Consider the following 21,319-nt stretch of genomic DNA (forward strand, 5'->3'; position numbering starts at 1 on the left):
GCATGTCAGTACTCCACTTCCTGGGACCGGCGGCGGATGGTGGTGACCTCGTCGCGCTGATTGCCGGTGGGGCCGTGGTAGTTCAGCGCGAAGGACTGCTGGGCGTAGCCGCCGATGAGATGGGAGGGCTTGATCATGATCCGGGTCAGCGCGTTGTGGATGCCGCCGCGCTTGCCCTTGCCGGGTTGCTCGCCGGGCTGCAGGCCCGGCTTGGGCCAGTCGAAGCCGCTCGGGTCGGTGCCTTCGATGCGCGGGACATCCACCGCGCGGTCCTGGGCGTGGTACATGAACACGGTGCCCTCGGGCATGCGGTGCGAGACGATGGCGCGGGCCACCACGACGCCGTTGCGGTTGACCGCCTCGATCCAGTCGTTGTCGGCGACCCCGATCTTGGCGGCGTCCTTGTCCGACATCCAGATCGACTGACCGCCGCGCGAGAGCGTCAGCATGTGCAGGTTGTCCTGGTAGGCGGAGTGGATGGACCACTTGGAGTGCGGGGTCAGATAGCGCACGGTCACGCCGCGCTCGGTGACATCGCCGACGCCCGGTTCGCGGAACAGCGCGGTCATGTCCAGCGGCGGCCGGAAGATCGGCAGCTGTTCGCCGAGCTCGATCATCCAGTCGTGGTCGAGGTAGAAGTGCTGGCGGCCGGTGAGGGTGTGCCAGGGCTTGAGCCGTTCGGTGTTGATGGTGAACGGCGAGTACCTGCGCCCGCCGGTCTCGCTGCCCGACCATTCCGGCGAGGTGATGACCGGGACGGGACGGGCCTGGGTGTCGGCGAAGGTGATCCGCTTGCCCTCGGCTTCCAGCGCGAGATCGGCCAGTTCGGTGCCGGTGCGGCGCTCGAGCGCGTGGAAACCCTCGACGGCGAGCCTGCCGTTGGTGGTGCCCGACAGCGCCAGGATCGCCTCGGCGGCATGGGTGTCCTTGGCCAGCGACGACCTGCCCTGCGCGATGCCGGAGACCACCTTGCCGTTCTTGCCCGCCAGGTATTCGACCTCGGCGTCGGGCAGCGTGGTGACGCCCTTGGTGGTCAGACCGAGCGTCTCCACCAGCGGACCGAGGGCGGCCATCTTCTCGGCGACCTTCGGATAATCGCGTTCGACGACCACCAGCTTCGGCATGGTCTTGCCCGGAATCGGCTCGCACTCGCCGGCTTTCCAGTCCAGCACCCGGCCGCCCGCCTGGGCCAGCGCGTCGGGCGAGTCGTGCTGCAGCGGCACCGCGACGATGTCCTTGCGCACGCCCAGGTGCTTCTCGGCCATCCAGGAGAAGCCGCGCGCGATGCGGTGGAAGGCGTCGAAGTCGGTCTTGGCCTCCCACGGCGGGGAGATGGCGGGGGAGAAGGCGTGCACGAACGGGTGCATGTCGGTCGAGGACAGATCGTGCTTCTCGTACCAGGTGGCCGCGGGCAGCACGATGTCGGAGAACAGCGTGGTGCTGGTCATGCGGAAGTCCAGGCTCAGCAGCAGATCCAGCTTGCCGGTGGGCGCCTCGTCCCGCCACACCAGTTCCTGCGGGCGCACCCCGGTGTCGTCGGTGGTCTGCAGATTGGAGTCCGCGCCGAGCAGGTGGCGGTGGAAGTACTCGTTGCCCTTGCCCGAGGAGCCGAGCAGGTTGGCCCGCCACACCGTCAGACAGCGCGGGAAGTTCTCCGGGGCGTCGGGGTCCTCGCAGGCGAAGCGCAGTTCCTCGGACTTCAGCTGGGACACCACGTGATCGGCGGCGCTCACCCCCGCGGCCTCGGCTTCGTCGGCGAGGTCGAGCGGGTTGCGGTCGAAGGTGGGGTAGCTGGGCATCCAGCCGAGCCTGCTGGCCAGGGCGATATTGTCGGCGGCGGTGCGCCCGGCGAACGCGCCCTTGCCCAGCGGGGAGGAGAACGAGTCGGCGGTGAACGGGTCGTAGCGCCACTGGTCGTTGGTCAGGTACCAGAACACCGTGCCCTGCATCTGGCGCGGCGGGCGCTGCCAGTCCAGGCCGAAGGCGAGCGTGGCCCACCCGGTCACCGGACGGCATTTCTCCTGGCCGACGTAGTGGGCCCAGCCGCCGCCGTTCACGCCCTGGCAGCCGGTGAGCAGGGTGAGGGTGAAGAAGGCGCGATAGATCTGATCGGAATGGAACCAGTGGTTGGTGCCCGCGCCCATCAGGATCATCGAGCGTCCGCCGGAACGCTCGGCGTTGTCGGCGAATTCGCGCGCGATCCGCTCGGCCTGCACGGCCGGGACGCCGGTGATGGTCTCCTGCCAGGCCGGAGTGTAGGGGGAGGAGGCGTCGTCGTAGCCGCTCGCCCACTCGCCGGGCAGTCCGTCGCGGCCGACGCCGTACTGGGCGAGCAGCAGGTCGAACACCGTGGTCACCCGCCTGCCCGCGACGGTGACGGTCGGGACGCCGCGCAGCACCACGCCCGGCTGGTCGCCGTCGTAGCGCGGCAGGCGCACCGCGATCGATTCCGCGTCCTCGCGCCCGTAGAGGGTCAGCAGCGGGTCGACGCCCTCGAGATCGAGGTTCCACTTGCCCGCGTCGGACTCGTTGAACCGATGACCCAGCGCGCCGTTGGGCACGACCGGATCACCGGCGGCGTCGAGCAGCACCGGCTTGTGCTCGGCGTTCTCGTCGCCGCGCCCCAGATCGGCGGCGGTGAGGAATTTGCCCGCGGTCGCGCCGTCGTGGTGGTAGATGCCCTCGGCGTCCCAGCCCTTCGGGTCGTCCACGCACACCAGGTACGGTAGGTCGGTGTAGCGCTTGACGTACTCCAGGAAGCGCGGCGTCTGCCGCTCGACGAAGAACTCCTTGAGCACCACGTGGCCCATCGACATGGCCAGCGCCGCATCGGTTCCCGGGCGCGCGGGCACCCACTCGTCGGCGAACTTGGTGTTGTCGGCGTAGTCGGGGGAGACCACGACGACCTTCTGGCCGCGGTAGCGCGCCTCGGTCATGTAGTGCGCGTCGGGCGTGCGGGTCACCGGGACATTGGAGCCCCACATGATCAGGTAGCCCGCGTCGAACCAGTCGGCCGATTCCGGTACGTCGGTCTGATCGCCGAACACCTGCGGCGAGGCGACAGGAAGATCGGCGTACCAGTCGTAGAACGACAGCATCGAGCCGCCCAGCAGCGAGATGAACCGCGCGCCCACCGCGTGACTGACCATCGACATCGCCGGGATGGGGGAGAAGCCCGCCACCCGGTCCGGGCCGTAGGTCTTGATGGTGTGCACGTGCGCGGCCGCGGCGATCTCGGCGGCCTCCCACCATTCCGCCCGCACGAAACCGCCCTTGCCGCGCGCGGCCTTGTACGCCTTGGACTTCACCGGATCCTCGACCACGTCGGCCCAGGCCAGCACCGGATCCTTCAGCCGCGCCTTGGCCTCGCGATAGAACTCGAGCAACGTGCCGCGCACATAGGGATACCGCACGCGGGCAGGCGAATACGTGTACCAGGAGAACGAGGCGCCGCGGGGGCAGCCGCGGGGCTCGTACTCCGGCTTGTCCGCACCGACCGAGGGATAGTCGGTCTGCTGGGATTCCCAGGTGATCACGCCGTCCTTGACGTAGATCTTCCAGGAGCACGAGCCGGTGCAGTTCACGCCGTGGGTCGAGCGCACCACCTTGTCGTGCGCCCAGCGGTCGCGATAGAACTCGTCGGCGTTGCGGCCGCCGACCTTGTGCAGCGATCGCTGATCGGCGGAGATCTCGCCGCGCTGGAAGTACTTGCCCAGCGCGAGCAGGGCGTCTCCGGCGTCCGCGGATCGCGGTCCCACCGGGTTGGCGGAAGCCGAATCTGAAGTGCGCGAAAGAACCACGACGCCCCCTTCGAGCTGTGAAATCGGGCTGTTGCACCGACTGTAAGGAGCCGGACAGGCGCCACCAAACGGTTCTCTCACATCGCTCGACCGCTTTCGGTGAGGTGTGAGATCGCCGCAATGTCCCGGTCACCGGGCAGGTGCGCGTTCCGGCCGCCGGGGTGGCCGCGACCTGCGAACGGTGCTCGGCGGCCCGGTCTCGGCGGGCTCTCGCGGGTGAGGTGGTGAAGCTTTGGAAACGCGGACTTCTCGGGCGCTTTACAATCGTTAACACAATGCGGCAGTGCGTTGTGCAGCGCGAATGTGGTCTACGTCATGAACTCTGGCATCAGACCGGCGGGTCGGATATCGGTCTCGCGGCCTTCGCGGTATGGCGACGGCGCGCGGGGGGCGTCGATCGTGGCGTGGTCGTCGGCGTCGAGGCGCCGGCTCGCGCAGACCGTGCGGTATTTATTCTTCGGTAGCTGCCGACCGCTCTTCGGGTCGACATGTACAGTCGCCGGATATTTGCGGTGCTCGCCGAATTCGATTGGAATAATTCAGAAATCGACACGAGTAAAAACTTCGATACCGGGTGTGGGGCTCGTTTTCGGGTGGAGACGTGGGTCGCGGTCGGAATATCGCTGTTGTGTCCGGAGCGGTCGAATCGATCGGATGTTCGATCGGGGTGTGCCGCCGGTGTGCTCGCCCGGTCGCGCCGGCCGGTCGGGCAACTGTCGTCGCGGGGGTGCTTCGAGAGATGTCCGCGAGCTCGAAAGGGGTGGCAGGCGACGGTAGTTCCGGTGGGAATGGGTAGCGGGCGGTAAACCTGCGGCCGGGCGCCGGGTGCGCCGCACATCGGTGCGTGTCGCGTTCGCGAGGCGCATTCGTTCGGTTCGGTGCGGTGAAGTCGATACGCGACCATTCCGAGACCTATTCGTTACTCGGCAATCCCGCAGCACAGAGGCCGTTTTTGGTCGAAGTCACGGGAAACAGGGTGTGGATCGCGCGAATGTCACGATGTGGCGCAGGCGTGGCGGATATGGTGGCGAAATGCGTTGCCGGAGAAATGCGGAGCCGGATACGCACCCCGCTCCGGCGGTGGGTGCACCGGCCGGTGTGGGTCTTCCCCGGTATGCGCGAGAACGACTGGATCAACTGGACATCGGTCGAACATACGTATTCGATGCGTTAATCACCGGACCGGGAATCGGGTGGCTGCGGAGGATGGACACGGGGTGGCCGGGTGCCGGGGACAACAATTGCGCGAACATTGCGGGGAGTGAGTGCTACATGGTCGACGACATCGGATTGGTACCCCACATTTCGCTCGCGGCGGCGGCGAACTGCTCCAACGGCACGTTCGCGGTCTGCGGCGACGAGGGCCGTGCGCTCTGGTACGGCCCCTTCCTGGACAGTGACGCCGACAACCCGCACGGGGACAGCTTCGCGGGCACCATGGCCGCCGCCGCGCGCGCGATCTGGCTGGCCGGGCGGGCACGCTCCGACGCGGGCCACACCGAGGCGACGCTGCACCTCGTGCTCAGCGACAGCGATGTGGACACCGTGACGCTGGCCTGCGCGGCGTCCATGTCGGGCTTGATTCTGGACCTGGTGATCTCCGAGGACAACCCGGCGCTCGACTGGTGCCAGGTCTTCGGCAGCCTCGACTGGAACCCCGGCGCCCTGGTCAGTCTGGTCGACCAGGACGAACCGGAGGGCCGATTGGGCAGGCACCTGCGGGCGGTGCACACCTTCCCGTATGTGAACGATGAACCGAAGGAGGCGTTTCCCATGATCCGCAACCCAGGTGAGGATGCCGGACCGGTCGAGGACGCGGGCATGGAGCTGCGCTCGGCCCTCGAAGCGCTGCTGCTGCACGACGCCGCGGGCATCGACGCCACGATGCGGCATGCCATCTCGGCCACCGTGCATCTGGCCGTGGACACCCCGCACGGCCGTCCGGACGACGCCGAGGAATTCCTCGGCCGCCTCGACGCCGCGTGGCTGATCGCGGCCTGGGCAGGACACGACACCGAGATGTCGCTCATCGCCACCCTGGCCGCCGGCGAGGTGCCCGCGCTGTCCTGGTGCGAACTGATGTTCACCACCGCCCTGGCGCCGTGGTCGACCAACCCGGCGGCGGTGCAGGCCAGGCGCATATTCTCGGCGGTGCCGCAGGGCCGCCTCGGTGCGGTCCCGCCGCAACCCGCCCACGTCTTCGGCGCCTAGCCGTTCACGCGCCTCGGGTCAGGCGAGTTCGTCCAGCTCGGTGAACGAGGCGATCCATCGATGCGGGGGGCGCGGCCGATGGGGCTCACCCGCACGATGGACCCCGATCGCCGACCAGCCGGCCGCCACCGCCGCGTCCAGCTCGTCGGGGTGATCGGACAGGAACAGGATCTGTTCCGCCGCGACGCCGAGAACCTCCGCGATGCGCCGATACGAGGCAGCATCCCGTTTGGGTCCGGCGCTCGACAGGTCGAAATGCTCGCCGATCAGCGATCCGAGTTCGCCGCCGCGCGCGTGGGCGAACCAGTCCCGCTGGTTGCGCTCCGACCCCGAGGAATACACCGCCAGCCGCAGGCCGGCCGCGTGCCAGGACCGCAGGACCGCGGGCACGTCGGGAAAGAACTCGCCGTGCAGCGCGCCGGTGACGAAGCCTTCGTGGCAGATCAGCCCCTGGGCCGACTTCAACGGCGCGGCCTTGACGTCGTTGCCCAGCCAGTCCCGCAGGATCTCGGCGACCTCGTCGGTGCTCGCCTCGGGCCGCCCGGCCAGTTCCCTGGTCTCGGCCAGAATCCCGGCGGCCGTGGTGTCGGCGTGTTCGGCCAGCCAGCCGGGCAGCCGCTTGCGGGTGTAGCCGTAGAGATCCTCGCGGACCGAGCTGGTCGGGCTCGTGGTGCCCTCGATGTCGAGGACGACCACCGACACACCGGTCACGACGCGGCCAGCAGTTCGTCGAGGGTGGGGAAGCCGGAGCTGATCCGGTCACCGGTGAAATCACCGATCCAGCCGTCGGCCTCCTCGAAGAACCGCACGGCGATGAAGTCGGGACGCTCGCCCATGTCGAACCAGTGCAGGGTGCCCGCGGGCACCGACAGCAGGTCGCCTGCCTCGCAGACCACGGCCAGCACTTCCTCGCCCAGGTGCAGGTAGAAGCAGCCGCGCCCGGAGGCGAAGTAGCGCACCTCGTCCTCGGCGTGGCGGTGCTCGTCGAGGAACTTGGCGCGCGCGCCCTCGGCTGTCTCGGGCCAGGACGGATCGGAATCATCCGGGTGGATGCGGGCGATGTCGATGTGGCGGTAGCGACCGTCGGCGTTGAGCTCGGCGACGTGATCGGCGTAGCGGGCGAGCAGGTCGTCCGACGACAGGGTCGCGGCGTCGTCGTGCGCGGGCCAGCGGTCGAAAGCGATGCCGTGAGCGGCCAATTCGGCGGAGATCACGGCCTCGTCGGCGGTGCGCAGCCGCACCCGGTCGGCGTCGTCGGCGGCCATCACCTGGAGCAGGGTCATGAGAGAGGTCCCATCTGGAGAACGGTGTGCGTGGTGCGCGCTATCGGCTCGCGGGCAGCGACTGGTCCCGCGTGCGCGGCGGCGAGCCGGGTTCCGTGCGCTGCGGTGCGGATCGGGGCCCGGTGCGGAGCACGGTGTCGCTGTCGGTGCGGAGCACGGTGTCGCCGCCGGTGCGGAGCACCAGTTCGCACAGGGCTTCCAGGCACTCGGCGCGGTCGCGCGCTTGCGCGAGAGTCTGCCCCCAGGTGGTGATCCCGTGCCCGGAGATACACAGCACCGGCGGCGCGCCGGGGTGCTCGGTGAGCCAGCGTTCGATGTCCTCGCCGATCCGCGGGACGGTGCGCCAGTTCGGGAACACCGGCAGGTCCACGGCCTCCGGATCGGTGCCGCCGAGGCCTTTGATCAATTCGAGGCCGGTGATCCTGACGGTGCCGGGCGTATCGGTGGCCCCGGCGCGGGTGGCCAGGGCCGTGGCGAAGGGTGAGTGCACGTGCACCACGGCGGCGGCGTCGGTGGCGCGGTAGACGGCGGTGTGAATCGTGGTCTCCGCCGAGGGTGTCCTGGTCCGGCCGGGGAGCGGGACCGAGTCGGCGATCCGCACGGTGACCATGTCCTGCGCGGTCAGCTCGCCCTTGGCCAGGCCGCTCGCGGTGACCACGGCGGTGTCGCCGGTGCGCACCGAGAGGTTGCCCGCGGTGCCCGGCATCCAGCCGCGCGCATGGAGCTCGCGTGCAGTGGCGGCGATGAGCGCGCCCGGCGCCGGGGCGGTCTCGAGGACGGTCCCGTGCACGATGCCGTTCTCCGTGACCACGGCGGTGATCAGATCGGCAGGCGTGACGTCGAAGGCCGGGTTGAACACGGCGGTGCCCGCGGGCGCGGTCGGCGTGCCCGCGAAGGCGGTGACCTCGGTCGCGCCGCGTTCCTCCACCACGATCTCGCGCCAGGTCGCGGTCGCCGGATCGCGGGTGGATTCGGGGGCGACCACGATGAACGGCAGGCCGTGCCGGTGCGCGGCCAGCGCGACGGCGTAGGTGCCGATCTTGTTGGCGACATCGCCCGCGGCGGTCACCCGGTCGGCGCCGACGAGCACGCAGTCGACCTGGCCGGTGGCCATCGCCCAGGCGGCCGCGGAGTCGATGGTGAGCCGGTGCGGGATACCGGCTTCGGCCAGTTCCCAGGCGGTCAGCCGGGCGCCCTGCAGCAGTGGGCGGGTCTCGTCGACGATCACGTCCTCGATGGCGTCGCGCTCGGCCAGCACCCGCAGCGCACCGATGGCGGTGCCGAACGCGCTGGTCGCGAGTCTGCCGGTGTTGCAGTGTGTGAGCATCCGTAGCTTGCGCCCTCCGCACAGCCGCTGCACGAGGTCGGCGGCGTGGGTGGCGGCCGCCCGGTTGACCCGGCCGTCCTCGGCGAGCATGTCGAGGGTCTCGGCGAGTACCGCCTCGGCGCCGCCGGCGATCCGGGGGCGCACCCGCGCGACCGCCCACGCCAGGTTCACGGCGGTGGGGCGGGTGGCCACGATCCGGTCGGCCTCGGCGTGCACCGCCTCGACATCCACCACACCGTCACGGGTGTGCGCGGCGGTCGCGATGACGACGCCGAACGCGCCCGCGATGCCGATGGCGGGCGCGCCGCGGATCGCGAGAGTCGCGATGGCGTCGATGATCTGCTCGACCGTGCCCAGTCGCATCCGGCGCACCTCGTGCGGCAGTCCACGCTGGTCGATGGTGACCAAGGCACCGTCGTCCCAGATCAGGGAACTGTCGTTCATCGCGAGGCGTCCTTCGTCGAGAGAGAATCCGGCGCCGGAAACGATATCGGCTCGCTCCCGTCGCGCCACACTCGGACTCAGGGTGATCCTTGGTCGGGACAGCGCGAGACGTGGACCGGTCGAAGCGCTCACCGAGGGCGAACGGAGCAGGCCGGGGAATGCCCCCGGAGAGCGCCTACCAGCGCAACGGGATGAACTCGACGAGATCGCCGTCGCGAGCGTCGGCGGGCACGACGACCAGTACGTCACGGTCGATCAGCCCGCCGAGGTGGGCGGTGCGGACAGAGTGGTCGCCGATCAAGCCGCCTTCGTCGTCGCGGCGGGCGGGGACGATGCGCGGCACCGGTGCGGTGATCGCCGCCGCATTGCGCAGCGGAGCACGCGACGGGCGTGCCGGGTTCGCGCCTGTGCGGCCATCGACGATGGCGGGAGTCAACGCCAGTGCGGTGGCCACGGCCGCGAACGGATTGCCGGGGAGTCCGAGAACTGTTGTCCGACAGGGAAGTTCGGCGACGATTGTGGAACCGCCCGGGCGCAGTCGCAGGCGCGGGACCACGACGGTGGCCGAGGCTCTGCCGAGCGCGGCGCGCAATTGGTCGGCCGCCCCGCCGCCGGTCGCTCCGACGACGACCAGGAGATCGCAATCGGTCGCGGCGGCGAGCACCTCGTCGAAACCGTTCGGGGTGTCGCGCAGGTGCACCCGGTCGGCGGTGACCACACCGCACCAGCCGAGCAGGTCGGGCAGGATCGGGCCGATGGAGTCGCGGGTCTGGCCCGCGCGCAGGGGGCCGTCGCTGCGGATCTCGTCGCCGGTCATCACCACGCGGGCGCGCACGGGTCCGCGCACCGGCGCGGCGGTCACTTCGACGCTGGCGGCGGCGGAGATCAGGGCGGCGGTGACCGGGGCGCCCTGCGGGGCGACCGGATCGCCCGCGTGCCGGTCCTCGCCGCGGCGGCGGATGTCCTCGCGCACCGGGCTGTCGGGCAGGCGGTGCAGGACGCGATCGGTGGAGATGTCGGCGAACTCGTCGCGCAGCACCAGAGTGGCGCCGTCGGGCACATGCGCGCCGGTGGCGATGCGCACGGCCTCGCCGGGCAGCAGTCCCTCCGGACGCTGCCCGCCCGCGAAACCGATGTCGCGGCGCAACCGCCACGGTCCGTCACCGCTCACCGCGTAGCCGTCCATGGCCGAGACGTCGAACCGCGGCAGCGCCTCGGCCGCCGTGAGCGGCGCGGCCAGCGCCGCACCTCGGACGGTCCGCAGGTCGGCGGTGTGGATCGGCAGCGGGGTGAGGTCGGCGCGCAGCGCGTCGCGGGCATGGGCCAGGTGCAGGGGCTCGCCCGCGAGTGCCCTGGCCCGGCGGATCTGGTCGTCGGTATCGCAGTCGGCGATGCCTGCCGACGCGGCCCCGGACAGCTCGACGATCTCGGTCCGCGCCGGGACGATCGCCTTCATCGGCTGGTTGACCACCGAATCCAGACCGTCGAGCGCCGCCCGCAAGGCGCTTCGCCGCCACACTCCCACCAGATACTGCGGCCGCCCGTCGGCATCGGCGGCGAACACCGCGTCCACATCGGATGCGACAGCGCGTCCGCGCAATTCGTCGACCGCCTCGGCGGTGAGGAACGGCATGTCCGCCGCGAGCACGGCCACCAGCGCCGCGCCGGACTCGCCCAGCTCACCCAGCCCGGCGTCGATGGCGGCTACCGGCCCGGTGCCCGCGGGCGTTTCCCGGACCTGCCGGATGTCGGCCGCCAGATTCGGCCGAGGCGGGCCGACCACCACCGTCCTGGCGCAGTCCGCGACAGCCGCGAGCGCGGCATCGAGCATCGAGCGCCCGCCGATCACCAAGCCGGGCTTGTCGACACCGCCCATCCGGCTCGCACGACCACCCGCCAGCACGATGGCATCGGCGGTGGTCATCGGCCGAGCCCCCGCGCGTGCTCGAACGCAGGAAACGGCATCGCGAAGGTCGGCATGGACCAAATGCTAGTGGCCGATGCGGTGGAAAGACGCCCGGTCAGGCGCCGAGGTGGTCGGCGGCCGGTCGCAGCACGCGGAATTCGTTGGCCTCCGGGTCGGCGAGCACGACCGCCGCGGGATCTGCGCCATCGACCGGAGTCGCGCCCGCCGAGCGCAGCCGGGTGAGTTCCTCGGCACAGCCTGACCACACCTCCAGATCGAGGTGCAGCCTGCCGCGCCGGCCGCTCGCGTCGTCGCTGCGCACGAACTCCAGCCAGGAACCGAGGTCGGTCGCCGAGCGCAGCCCCACCAGGGCCGGGTCGCGATGCGCCACCGGCCATCCGACGGCGCGAGACCAGAATTCCGACAGTCGAGGGGGGTCGACGGCATCGACGACGATCGCCGCCAGCGCGCCCGTACCCGCGTACTGTTCGCGAGGTTCGAGCACGCAGAACTCATTGCCCTCCGGATCCGCCAGCACCGTCCACGGCACCGCGCCCTGCCCCAGATCGATGCGGCGCGCACCGAGGGCCAGCGCACGCTCCACCTGCTCGCGTTGATGACGCGCGGTACGGCTGCACACATCGAGGTGCAGCCGGTTCTTTCCGGCCTTCGCCGCGCCGGCGGGCCGGAAACTCAGCCCGACCTCGCAGCCCGCCGCGTCCGAGGCGGCCACATCCACGCGCTCGGCGGTGTCCAACAGCACTGTCCAGCCGAGCAATTCGGCCCAGAATCCGGCCAGCCCGCGCGGCTGATCCGCGTCGAAGACGACACACGCCAGGTGGGTGGACATGGACCCACGGTAGCCCGCGCGCGCTGTCCGGACGCCGAGTTCAGGAAAGCGGGAACCGTGTGGCGGCCAGGTCGACGCGACCGTCGCGCACCGGCACACCCTCCTCGGCCAGCAGCCGCGCCTGCCGCTCGGGTTTCCCGGTGGCGAGCCTGCCGCCCGCGCCGACCACCCGGTGCCACGGCAAATCGGCGGAGTCGGTGCGCATGATCCAGCCGACCGTCCGCGGCGTCGACAGCCCGGCCGCGGCGGCGAGGTCGCCGTAGGTGACGACGCGTCCCGGCGGGATGCCCGCGATCAGTGCGCGGACGTGTTCGATCTGCGCCTCGGAGGTGGCCATTCAGAGCACCCCGCGGATCAGCTCCGCCGTCTCGGTGGCCCGGGCCAGCGGCACCATGTGATCGCAGTCGAACTCGTGGATCGTCAGAGCGGAACCCAGGTGCTCGGTCAGCGCCGCGCGGAAGGCCGGGGTGACGAACGGCGGCTGCACGAGCATCGCCTGCACCAGCACGGTCGGCAGCCCCGCAGGCGGCAGCACGAACGGGCGGGCCAGCTGTCCCCAGTAGGAGGTGACGGCGGGCAGGCTCAGCCGCCAGCCGACCCGTCCGTCCGGCCCCGGAACCAGGTGCTCGTCCAATTCGATCTCGAGCAGATCGGCGGGCACGTCGTGCCAGGCGCTGGCGAGCTTGTCGCCGCGGGCCTCCTCGCGATCGGCGTAGTCGGGGTGATCGAGGGTGCGCTGGGCGACGTCGGCCAGCGTCGTCGGATCGATCGCGATCGCCGGGTCGAGCAGCACCAGGGCACGGACCAGTTCCGGATGCCGGGCGGCCAGGTGCACGGCGGTCGCGCCGCCGAAGGAATGCCCGGTCACCACGACCGGGCCGGCGGTCTCGGTGCGCACCAGCTCGGCCAGGTCGGCCACCACGGTGTCGAAATCCCAGGGCGGCAGGTTCGTGGACCGGCCGTGGCCGCGCAGATCCGGGGCGAGGATCCGGACCTCGGGCAGTTCGCGAGCCAGCGACGCCCAGCGTGCGCCGTGTCCGGTCAGCCCGTGCAGGGCCAGCACCACCGGCGCGTCCGCGGGACCGAAGCGGTGTAGATGAATGGTCGACACCCGGACCATTGTGTCGGGCGCCTCACCACCGGTCACCACGTGGTGACGCAATCGACTCCACGGTGCCGTACCGGCCGATCGTGTCGGCCCGGTCTGTTGCAATAGCCCACGTGGTGCGATCGGATAGCGCGGTGCGACTGGTTCGCCGGACAGTAACGCCACCCGGGGCCCGGCTCTGGGGCGCCGAACTGCGCCCGCTGTTCGAGGCCGTCGCCGGGCCGCCCGCCGCCCGCCCGCGATGGCAGCCGTGGCAGGTGCTCGGCGGCCCGGGCACCGGCAAGACCTCCCTGCTGGTCGACCTGGCGGCGGGTCGCATCGCCGCGGGCGCCGACCCGGAATCGGTACTGGTCCTCACCCATGCCAAGAACGCCGCCGCCGCGGTCCGTGACGCCGTGACCACCCGGCTGTCCGGCGGCGACCCCACCGCGGGCGGCGTGCCGGGCGCCAGCCGTGAACCATTGGTGCGCACCGTGCATTCGTACGCCTTCGCGGTGCTGCGCAGGCACGCCACCGCCCACGGCAACCCGCCGCCGCGTTTGCTGACCGGTGCCGAGCAGGATGCCGTGCTGCGCGAAATGCTGCGCGGCGATCTCACCGACATCGCCGCCGGTGCGCGGGGACTGTGGCCGCAACGCCTGCACCCGGCTCTCGGTCTGGACGGGTTCGCCCAGCAACTCCGCGATCTCATGCTGCGCGCCACCGAGCGCGGCCTCGGCCCCGAGGACCTGGAACGGCTCGGCCGCGACCACGACCGCGAGGAATGGATCGCCGCGGGCCGGTTCCTGCGGCGCTACGAGGAGTCGCTGCTGCTGCGCTGGTCGGTCGGCGTGGAAGCGCCCGAGGCCACCGCCCCCGCCCTCGACGCCGCCGAACTGGTCGGCGCCTGCCTGGATGCCCTGGCCACCGACGCCGACCTGCTCGCCGGGGAACGCGCCCGGCTGCGCTATCTCTTCGTCGACGACGCCCAGCACCTGGACCCCCAGGCCGCCCTGCTCATCCGCGTCGTCGGCGCCGCCGCGCACACCGTCGTGGTCGCCGGCGACCCCGATCAGGCCGTGTTCACCTTCCGCGGCGCCGACAGCCGCTTCGCCGCCGACCCGGGCGCCCCCGAGAACCGCCGAATCATCCTGCGCGACAACCATCGCAGCGCACCGGGAATCCGCGTGGTGACCCAACGGATCGCCGCCACTCTGCCCGGCAGCGCACCGCAGCGCGCGGCCCCCGAGCCCACCGCCCCCGGCGACAACGGCGCGGTCCGCGTCCGAGTACTGGCCACCCCCGCCAAGGAAGCGGCCCTCATCGCCGACCACCTGCGGCGCGCCCACCTCACCGGAGGCGTGCCGTGGTCGCGCATGGCGGTCATCGTGCGCTCCGTGCCGCTCTCGCTCGCGCCCTTGCGCCGGGCGCTGCTGGCCGCCGGAGTGCCGGTGCGTCAGCCCACGCTGGACGCGCCGCTGGCCCGGCGGCGCGGCGCGGCCTGGATGCTGCTGGCCCTGCGCGCCTTGCTGGCCTCCGACCGTCCCGGCGCGCAGTCGGCCGCCGTTTTCTCCGCCGAAGACGCTCTCGATCTGCTCGCCGGACCGCTCGGCGGAGCCGACCAGATCACCTTGCGTCGTCTGCGCCGAGGCATCCGCCGCACGCTGCCCACACTGCGGCGAGTTCCCGAATCCGCCTATGGCGACGGTGAATTCGCCGATCGTGTCGCCGGATCCGGCGTCGCGGCCGGGTCCGGCCTCGCCGTTGCCGCCGACGCCGATGCCAGGGCCGACGTCGACAGTGTCGACCTCCATGAAACCGTCGGCGCGCCCGATGGTTTCGGTGCCCCCGCGGCCCTCGCCGTGCGAGCCGATGCCGATGCAGGGGAGACAGCCGACGGGGCGACCTGGTCCGCGCCGTCGGACCCGGAGGGGGACGATCCCGAAGCGAACCAACGGATTCCGCTGACCGAGGATGCGGAGTGGCGTGTGGTCGACGCCTACTGGGGGCTGGAAGTCGACGAGACCGCCGACGACTCGGCGCGCGGAACCGGCCCTCGGCCGACATCGCTCGAGCCGGTGGACCCGCGGGCGCCGGAACGATCGCCCGCCGCTGTCGCGTCGACGGCGGCCGGCGCGGGGTCGAGCGTCGAAGCCGAGGTGGAGCAACCGCCGCTGTTGGACCAGTCTTCGGCCGAGGTGTTGCGCGGTCTGCTCGTGGGCGGCGGGGATCGCGCGCTGCTGGACGGGCTGACCGAGGTGGAGGCGGCGCCGTTGCGGCGGGTGCTGCACGCGTTGGATCGGGCGCGGGCGGCGCGGGAGCGTGGCGCGAGCCTCGAAGACGTGTTGTGGGCGTTGTGGACCGCGTCGAGGCTGGAGCGGCGCTGGGTGGCGCAGTCCGAGCGGGGCGGGGCGGTCGGGATGCAGGCCGATCGGGATCTGGACGCGGCCGTCGGGTTGTTCGACGCGGCGGCCGCCTATGTCGACCGGCTGCCGCGCGCGGGTATCGAAGGTTTCGTGGATTACATTTCCCAGCAGGAGATTCCGCACGACAGCAGGCCGCTGACCCCGCCTGCCGAGGAGGTCGCGCTGCTGAGCGCGCATGCGGCGGCGGGCCGGGAATGGGATGTGGTGGCGGTCGCCGGTGTGCAGGAGGGCATCTGGCCCAACACCCGTCCGCGCGGCACGCTGCTGCACTCCGAGGAACTGGTGGATCTGCTGGCCGGTGTCGGCGGCGCGGGCGAGTACGTCAGCCGCTCGGCGCCGATCCTGGCCGAGGAACGCAGGCTGCTGCTGGTCGCGTGTGGGCGGGCCCGTCGATCCCTGCTGGTGACCGCGGTGGAATCGGTGACCGGCGATCGTGATCTGGTCCCGTCCCGCTTCCTCGCCGAACTGCTCGGCCGCACCGAGGACTCCGAACCCGGTGTGCTCCCCGTCGTCGATCCCGGCCGCGCCCTGGTGATGCACTCCTTGGTGGCCGAATTGCGCGGTGTGGTGTGTGATCCGGACGCCGAACCCACCCGCAGGCGACGCGCCGCGCATCAGCTGGCCCGCCTCGCCGACGCGGGTGTTCCGGGCACCGCGCCCGACGAGTGGTACGGCACCGCCGAACTCAGCTCGACCGATCCGCTGTGGGACGATGACGAGGCGGCGGTCGCGCTCTCACCCTCCACCGTCGAGCTGCTGCGCACCTGTCCGCTGCGCTGGGCGCTGGAACGTCACGGCGGCACCGACGGCAACAATCCGCACGCGGTCAAGGGCAGCCTGGTACACACGCTCGTGCAGGCACTGGCCGGTCGCGTACCGGCGGACGAGGTGCGCGCCGCCCTCGACAAGACCTGGCGCGCAGTCGATCCCGGTGACGGCTGGCATTCGCGTCAGGAACGCCGCCGCACCGAGGCCATGCTGGAGACCTTCATGGCCTGGGTGCACAACACGCGCGGCGAACTCACCCAGGCAGGCGTCGAGGTCCCGGTGGACTGCGTGCTGCCTGCCCGCTCACCCGACGAACGGCCGGTGCGCATCCGCGGCCGGGTGGACCGCCTCGAGCGCGACGAGCAGGGCCGCTACGTCATCATCGACGTCAAGACCGGTAAGAACCCGATCAGCAAGCAGGCCGCCGCCGACCATGCCCAGCTGGCGACCTACCAGGTCGCCGCCGCCTCCGGCGCGCTCGACGGTGAGGTCACCGGCGAGGCCGACGCCGCGCGCACTCCGGGCGAGCCCGGCGGCGCCCGCCTGGTCTACGTGGCGAAGTCGCACAAGACCGAAGGCGCCACCCAGCGCCTGCAGGACCCACTCGACGAGAAATCGCTGCGGGACTGGCGCGCCACCATCCACGACGCGGCCGCCGCGACGAAAGGCCCGAGCTACCTGGCGATGCGCAACGACGGTTGCAGGCACTGCTCGGTCGCGGGCAGCTGCCCCGTGCAGGACGCGGGCAGGCAGGTGACCGACGAGTGAGCGTCTCCCCGCAGCGCATCGCCGAATCGCTCGGGCTGCCGCCGCCCACCGACGAACAGGCAGCGGTGATCGCCGCCCCGCCCGGCCCCACGTTGGTGGTCGCGGGGGCAGGGGCGGGCAAGACCGAGACGATGGCCGCGCGCGTGGTGTGGATGGTGGTCAACGGCCTGGTGTTGCCCGAACAGGTGCTGGGTCTGACCTTCACCCGTAAGGCCGCCCAGCAGCTGACCGCCCGCATCCGCACCCGGCTGGCCAGGCTGGCCGGTTCCCCGCTGCTGCGCGAACTGGACTCCGGCGGCACGGTACGCGCTCAGCTGGCCGCGGCCGAACCCGAGATCAGCACATATCACTCCTACGCGGGCAGGCTGCTGGGCGAACACGGTCTGCTGCTGCCGGTGGAACCCTCGGCGACCCTGCTCACCGAGACCCAGCTGTGGCAGCTGGCCCACCAGGTGGTGCGCACCTGGGACGGCGATCTCGACACCGAACGCACTCCGGTCTCGGTGACCGAAGCGGTGCTGGCACTGTCGGGGCAGCTGGCCGAGCACCTGGTCGACCCCGATCAGCTGGCCGAGGCGCACACCGAACTGGAGAAGCTGATCACCACCCTGCCCGCGGGGCCGCGCCAGCGCGGCGGACCGAGCCAGGCGCTGCGCAATGTCCTACGCGCCCAACGCGAACGGGTGGCGCTGCTACCGCTGGTCCGTGCACTGGACGAGGCGCTGCGCCGTCGCGGCGCATTGGATTTCGGCGCGCAGATGTCCCTGGCCGCCCGGCTGGCCGCCGAACATCCCGAGGTCGCGGACGCCGAACGCGAGCGGTTCCGACTGGTGCTGCTCGACGAGTACCAGGACACCGGCCACGCCCAGCGTGTGCTCCTCTCGGCCCTGTTCGGCGGCATCGACGGTCCGGCCAGGCCCGCCGTGACGGCGGTGGGCGACCCGATGCAGTCGATCTACGGCTGGCGCGGCGCGTCGGCGGCCAACCTGCCCCGGTTCGCCACCGATTTCCCCAGTGCGCCCGGTGTTCCCGCGCCGACCCTGCCGCTGCTGACGAGCTGGCGCAACCCACCCGAAGCGCTCGCGCTGGCGAACCTGGTCGCCGATCCGCTGCGCGGTGCGGCACAAGGCGCGGGCGGGGCCACCGTCGACGCGTTGCGCGCCAAGCCCGGCGCCGAACCCGGTGTGGTCGCGCTCGCGCTGACCACCACCGTGGTGGACGAACGGGAGTGGGTGGCCGAGCGGATCGCCGAGCAATGGCGCGCCAGGCACGAGGCCGGCGCGGAGCCGCCCACCTCGGCGGTGCTGGTGCGCCGCAATGCCGATGCCGCTGCGCTGTCGGAAGCACTGCGAGAACGTGGGCTGCCGGTGGAGATCGTCGGTCTCGGCGGTCTGCTCGCGACTCCCGAAGTCGCCGATATCGTGGCGACGCTGCGCTTGATCGCCGATCCCTCTTCGGGCAGCGCGGCGGTGCGGGTGCTGACCGGGGCGCGCTGGCGGATCGGGGTCGCCGATCTCGCGGCGTTGTCGCGCCGCGCCAGGGACCTGTCGGTCTCTCGTCACGGCGGCGACGCGAGTGCGCAGATCACCGACGGGGCAGCGCTGCGGGAGGCCCTGCGCGAGGTCGCTCCCGAACCGGTCGAGCAGGCCGGGCTCGCCGACGCGATCGCCGATCCCGGTCCGGCCGAGAACTATTCGCGCGCCGGCTACGCCCGCATCGAAGCCCTCGCGCGGGAACTGGCCGCCCTGCGCGAACGCAGCGGCCAGCCGCTGACCGAGCTGGTCGCCGACGTGGAACGCACCCTGGGCGTCGGCGTGGAGACCCAGGCCAGACGCGTCATGCTCGGCGCAGGCGCGGGCCGCGAGCATCTCGACGCCTTCGCCGAGGTGATCGCCGGCTACGCCGCCGACCCGCGCGCCTCGCTCGGCGGGCTGCTGGCCTTCCTCGCCGCCGCCGAATCGGTGGAGAACGGCCTGGAGCCCGGCGAGATCGAGGTCGCCAAGGACCGCGTGCAGGTACTCACCGTGCACGCCGCCAAGGGCCTGGAGTGGGAGATCGTCGCCGTCCCGCACATCGTGCGCGCAGTGTTCCCCTCCGGTGCCGCCGCAGGCACCTGGCTCGGCGCGCTCGCCGAACTCCCCACCTCCCTGCGCGGCGACCGCATCGCCGCCGACGCCGCCGAGGGCGTGCCGGTGCTCGACCTGTCCGACCTCGCCGACCGCGCCGAACTCGAACGCGCCATCGCCGACCACAAGAAGGCACTGGATCGCCGCCGCCTCGACGAAGAACGCCGCCTGTTCTACGTCGCCCTCACCAGAACCGAACGGGTGCTGCTGGTTTCGGCACACCACTGGGCCGAGACCGGCAACGAGCCCAAGGGCCCCTCCGACTTCCTGCTGGAACTGAAGAACGCCGTCGAATCCCCCGGCTCCCCGGCCTTCGCCGCCGCGCGGATCGCCCGCTGGGACGATCCCCCCGACATCGATGCCGCCAACCCTTTCACCGACAACCCCGCCACCGCCGAATGGCCACGCGACCCCCTCGGCGCCCGCCGCGACCCGGTCGAACAGGGCGCCGCCCTCGTGCGCGCCGCCCTGGCCGATCTGCGCTCGCGCCCGCCGTCGCCGCCCCGTCACACCCCGAAGCTACCGCGACCCACCGACATCTCCGGCGCATCCGAGCACCGGTCGACCGGCCGCGGCGCCGGTGAATCCCGCACGCGCGCACAACGTCCCGCTGTCGCCCACGACGCCGATCTCGTACCCGTCCCGGGCCTGCAAACGTCGTCACCGTGGTCGGAAGCCGTTCCGGCGGACCAGGACTATCTCGTCCTGCCGTCGGATGACATCGGCCCCCCGCCGGATGACTTCGTCCTGCCGCCGGATGATCTCGTCCTGCCGCCGGATGACTTCGTCCTGCCGCCGGATGATCTCGTCCTGCCGCCGGACGACTTCGCCCTGCCGCCGGACGACCTCGCCCTGCCGCCGGACGACTTCGCCCCTGCGTCGGCCGCCCTGCCGCCGCCGGACGACTTCGGCCCTCTACCCGACGCATTCCTCCCGCCGGAAGAGCGCCGACGTCTCGCCGGGAATCTCGACCGACCCGAAGACGCCGCGATCCATCCCGGCGGCCGGGAACTCGGTGCCGAGCCGGAAACAGTGAGCGCCGAACCCGCCGACGACCCCGACGATCCCGAGGGCTGGGCGGCGGACGTGGACGCGTTGCTGGCCGAACGCGAGGCCACCCTGGCGGTGGAGCGAGAAGTCGAACTGCCGGGCCAGATCCCGGCGACCGCGCTGGTGGAGATGCGCGCCGACCCGTCCCGGCTCGCCCGCAGGTTGCGCCGACCGCTGCCCTATCCACCGAATCCGCTGGCGCGCCGCGGCACCGCGTTCCACGCCTGGGTGCAGCGCTGGTTCTCCGGCACGCGACTGCTCGGTCTCGACGAGCTGCCCGGCGCGGGAACCGAATCGGAGGAGGGGGCCGCCGACGCCGAACTCACCCGGATGCAGGACGCGTTCCTGAATTCGGCTTGGGCGCATCGCAGCCCGATCGATGTGGAGGTGCCGTTCGAGACCTCGATCGCCGGCGTGGTGATCCGCGGCCGCATGGACGCGGTGTTCGCCGAGCCCGGCGGTCGCTGGGTGGTGGTGGACTGGAAGACCGGCGCGGAACCCGACGCGGGCGACGAGTCGGCGGTGGCCATGCAGCTGGCCATCTATCGGCTGGCCTGGGCCCGTCTCATGGCCGCCCGCCACGGCGAGAGCGAGCGGGTGATGCTCGACCGGGTCGGAGCCGCCTTCCACTACATCCGCACCGGCCGCACCATCGCCCCCGGCGATCTCCCGGGTCCCGACGAATTGGCCGAGCTCATCAGCGCCTCCGCTCCGCCACGCGCCGTCGAGGGCTGAAACCGCTCGCGGCGGCGCGGACTCAGCCCCGGGCCACCTTGCGCGCCGCGGCGATCATCGGATACTGCAACGGCAACCGCGCGAGGGTGCCGATCTTGAACGCCGTCGATGCCTTCGAATTGCCCAGCACATCAACCGTCATCTGCAGATTCGCCGGGAACACCGCAGCGAAGAGCAGGGCCGCCGATCGCCCGCCCAAGCGCCGGGTGCGCGGCACGGCGAGGGCGGCGGCCACGCCGATCTCGGCGACACCGGAGGCATAGGTGTAGTCGCGGGCTTTCCCGGGCAGCGACCGGGGCACGATCGCGTCGAAGAACGCCGGTCGCACGAAATGCAGGACGCCCGCGCCGAACAGCAGCGCAGCCAGGGCGAGGGCGGGTGTGCGGGTCGCATCAGGTGCCGATGCCTGAGTTGTCGGTGCCATGGTCGTTCAGCCTGCCATCGCGGGCCGGTCGCGTCGAGACCCGGAGCCCACGCGACCCGGTAGGCTCAGCCACCGTGAGTGGGAGACAGACGCGCCGGTCGCGGACGAGGGTGC

12 protein-coding genes are annotated in these 21,319 nt (G+C 71.6%); 3 read left to right on the top strand and 9 right to left on the bottom strand.

All coding sequences use genetic code 11. From position 1 onward, the window contains the following. Positions 1-5: 5 nt before the first annotated feature. On the bottom strand, positions 6-3,758 hold the full coding sequence (locus tag NS3_RS15195) for a nitrate reductase subunit alpha (RefSeq protein WP_067860097.1): 3,753 nt from the start codon (positions 3,756-3,758) through the stop codon (positions 6-8). Between the two features lie 1,314 nt (positions 3,759-5,072). Here NS3_RS15195 and NS3_RS15200 point away from each other — a divergent pair. Then, complete coding sequence (locus tag NS3_RS15200) at positions 5,073-6,011, top strand: hypothetical protein (RefSeq protein ID WP_067860098.1); 939 nt, start codon at positions 5,073-5,075, stop codon at positions 6,009-6,011. Between the two features lie 18 nt (positions 6,012-6,029). Here NS3_RS15200 and mtnC read toward each other — a convergent pair whose 3' ends face one another. From mtnC to NS3_RS15235, 7 genes are all read right to left on the bottom strand, one after another. Next, on the bottom strand, positions 6,030-6,722 hold the full coding sequence (gene mtnC, locus NS3_RS15205; protein WP_245649633.1) for an acireductone synthase: 693 nt from the start codon (positions 6,720-6,722) through the stop codon (positions 6,030-6,032). After that, positions 6,719-7,294 (bottom strand): 1,2-dihydroxy-3-keto-5-methylthiopentene dioxygenase, encoded by a 576-nt coding sequence (locus NS3_RS15210; RefSeq protein ID WP_067860100.1) that lies wholly within the window; start codon positions 7,292-7,294, stop codon positions 6,719-6,721. Before NS3_RS15210 ends, mtnC begins: the two co-directional genes overlap by 4 nt. 40 nt (positions 7,295-7,334) lie before the next feature. Continuing rightward, complete coding sequence (mtnA, locus tag NS3_RS15215) at positions 7,335-9,065, bottom strand: S-methyl-5-thioribose-1-phosphate isomerase (RefSeq protein ID WP_084495571.1); 1,731 nt, start codon at positions 9,063-9,065, stop codon at positions 7,335-7,337. A 175-nt stretch (positions 9,066-9,240) separates the two neighbouring features. Further along, on the bottom strand, positions 9,241-10,989 hold the full coding sequence (locus NS3_RS15220; RefSeq protein WP_067860102.1) for an NTP transferase domain-containing protein: 1,749 nt from the start codon (positions 10,987-10,989) through the stop codon (positions 9,241-9,243). Between the two features lie 97 nt (positions 10,990-11,086). Further along, the gene (locus NS3_RS15225; RefSeq protein ID WP_067860105.1) at positions 11,087-11,821 is read right to left on the bottom strand and encodes a VOC family protein; all 735 of its coding nucleotides are present in this window, start codon (positions 11,819-11,821) and stop codon (positions 11,087-11,089) included. A 40-nt stretch (positions 11,822-11,861) separates the two neighbouring features. Continuing rightward, positions 11,862-12,158, bottom strand: coding sequence for an MGMT family protein (locus tag NS3_RS15230; protein ID WP_067860107.1), 297 nt, complete (start codon positions 12,156-12,158; stop codon positions 11,862-11,864). Further along, on the bottom strand, positions 12,159-12,941 hold the full coding sequence (locus tag NS3_RS15235; protein WP_067860344.1) for an alpha/beta hydrolase: 783 nt from the start codon (positions 12,939-12,941) through the stop codon (positions 12,159-12,161). 104 nt (positions 12,942-13,045) lie between these two features. Between NS3_RS15235 and NS3_RS15240 the strand changes: the two genes are divergently transcribed. Both NS3_RS15240 and NS3_RS15245 read left to right on the top strand, forming a co-directional pair. Next, positions 13,046-16,870 carry an ATP-dependent helicase gene (locus tag NS3_RS15240; RefSeq protein ID WP_067860346.1) on the top strand — a complete coding sequence of 1,275 codons (3,825 nt, stop codon included), beginning with the start codon at positions 13,046-13,048 and terminating at the stop codon, positions 16,868-16,870. Continuing rightward, positions 16,867-20,781, top strand: a complete 3,915-nt coding sequence (locus NS3_RS15245) for an ATP-dependent DNA helicase (protein ID WP_067860109.1) — start codon at positions 16,867-16,869, stop codon at positions 20,779-20,781. Before NS3_RS15240 ends, NS3_RS15245 begins: the two co-directional genes overlap by 4 nt. A 22-nt stretch (positions 20,782-20,803) precedes the next feature. On the opposite strand, the gene NS3_RS15250 is transcribed toward NS3_RS15245, so the two are convergent. Beyond that, complete coding sequence (locus NS3_RS15250) at positions 20,804-21,205, bottom strand: DoxX family protein (RefSeq protein WP_067860111.1); 402 nt, start codon at positions 21,203-21,205, stop codon at positions 20,804-20,806. Positions 21,206-21,319 lie beyond the last annotated feature (114 nt).

Source organism: Nocardia shimofusensis NBRC 100134 (assembly GCF_001613125.1).
Classification (GTDB): domain Bacteria; phylum Actinomycetota; class Actinomycetes; order Mycobacteriales; family Mycobacteriaceae; genus Nocardia; species Nocardia shimofusensis.

What these genes read in the sequence shown, in the direction of transcription:
- NS3_RS15200 (WP_067860098.1), top strand. Translation starts at nt 5,073, where the DNA reads ATGGTCGACGACATCGGATTGGTACCCCACATTTCGCTCGCGGCGGCG.
- NS3_RS15210 (WP_067860100.1), bottom strand. Translation starts at nt 7,294, where the DNA reads ATGACCCTGCTCCAGGTGATGGCCGCCGACGACGCCGACCGGGTGCGG.
- mtnA (WP_084495571.1), bottom strand. Translation starts at nt 9,065, where the DNA reads ATGAACGACAGTTCCCTGATCTGGGACGACGGTGCCTTGGTCACCATC.
- NS3_RS15220 (WP_067860102.1), bottom strand. Translation starts at nt 10,989, where the DNA reads ATGACCACCGCCGATGCCATCGTGCTGGCGGGTGGTCGTGCGAGCCGG.
- NS3_RS15225 (WP_067860105.1), bottom strand. Translation starts at nt 11,821, where the DNA reads ATGTCCACCCACCTGGCGTGTGTCGTCTTCGACGCGGATCAGCCGCGC.
- NS3_RS15230 (WP_067860107.1), bottom strand. Translation starts at nt 12,158, where the DNA reads ATGGCCACCTCCGAGGCGCAGATCGAACACGTCCGCGCACTGATCGCG.
- NS3_RS15235 (WP_067860344.1), bottom strand. Translation starts at nt 12,941, where the DNA reads ATGGTCCGGGTGTCGACCATTCATCTACACCGCTTCGGTCCCGCGGAC.
- NS3_RS15250 (WP_067860111.1), bottom strand. Translation starts at nt 21,205, where the DNA reads ATGGCACCGACAACTCAGGCATCGGCACCTGATGCGACCCGCACACCC.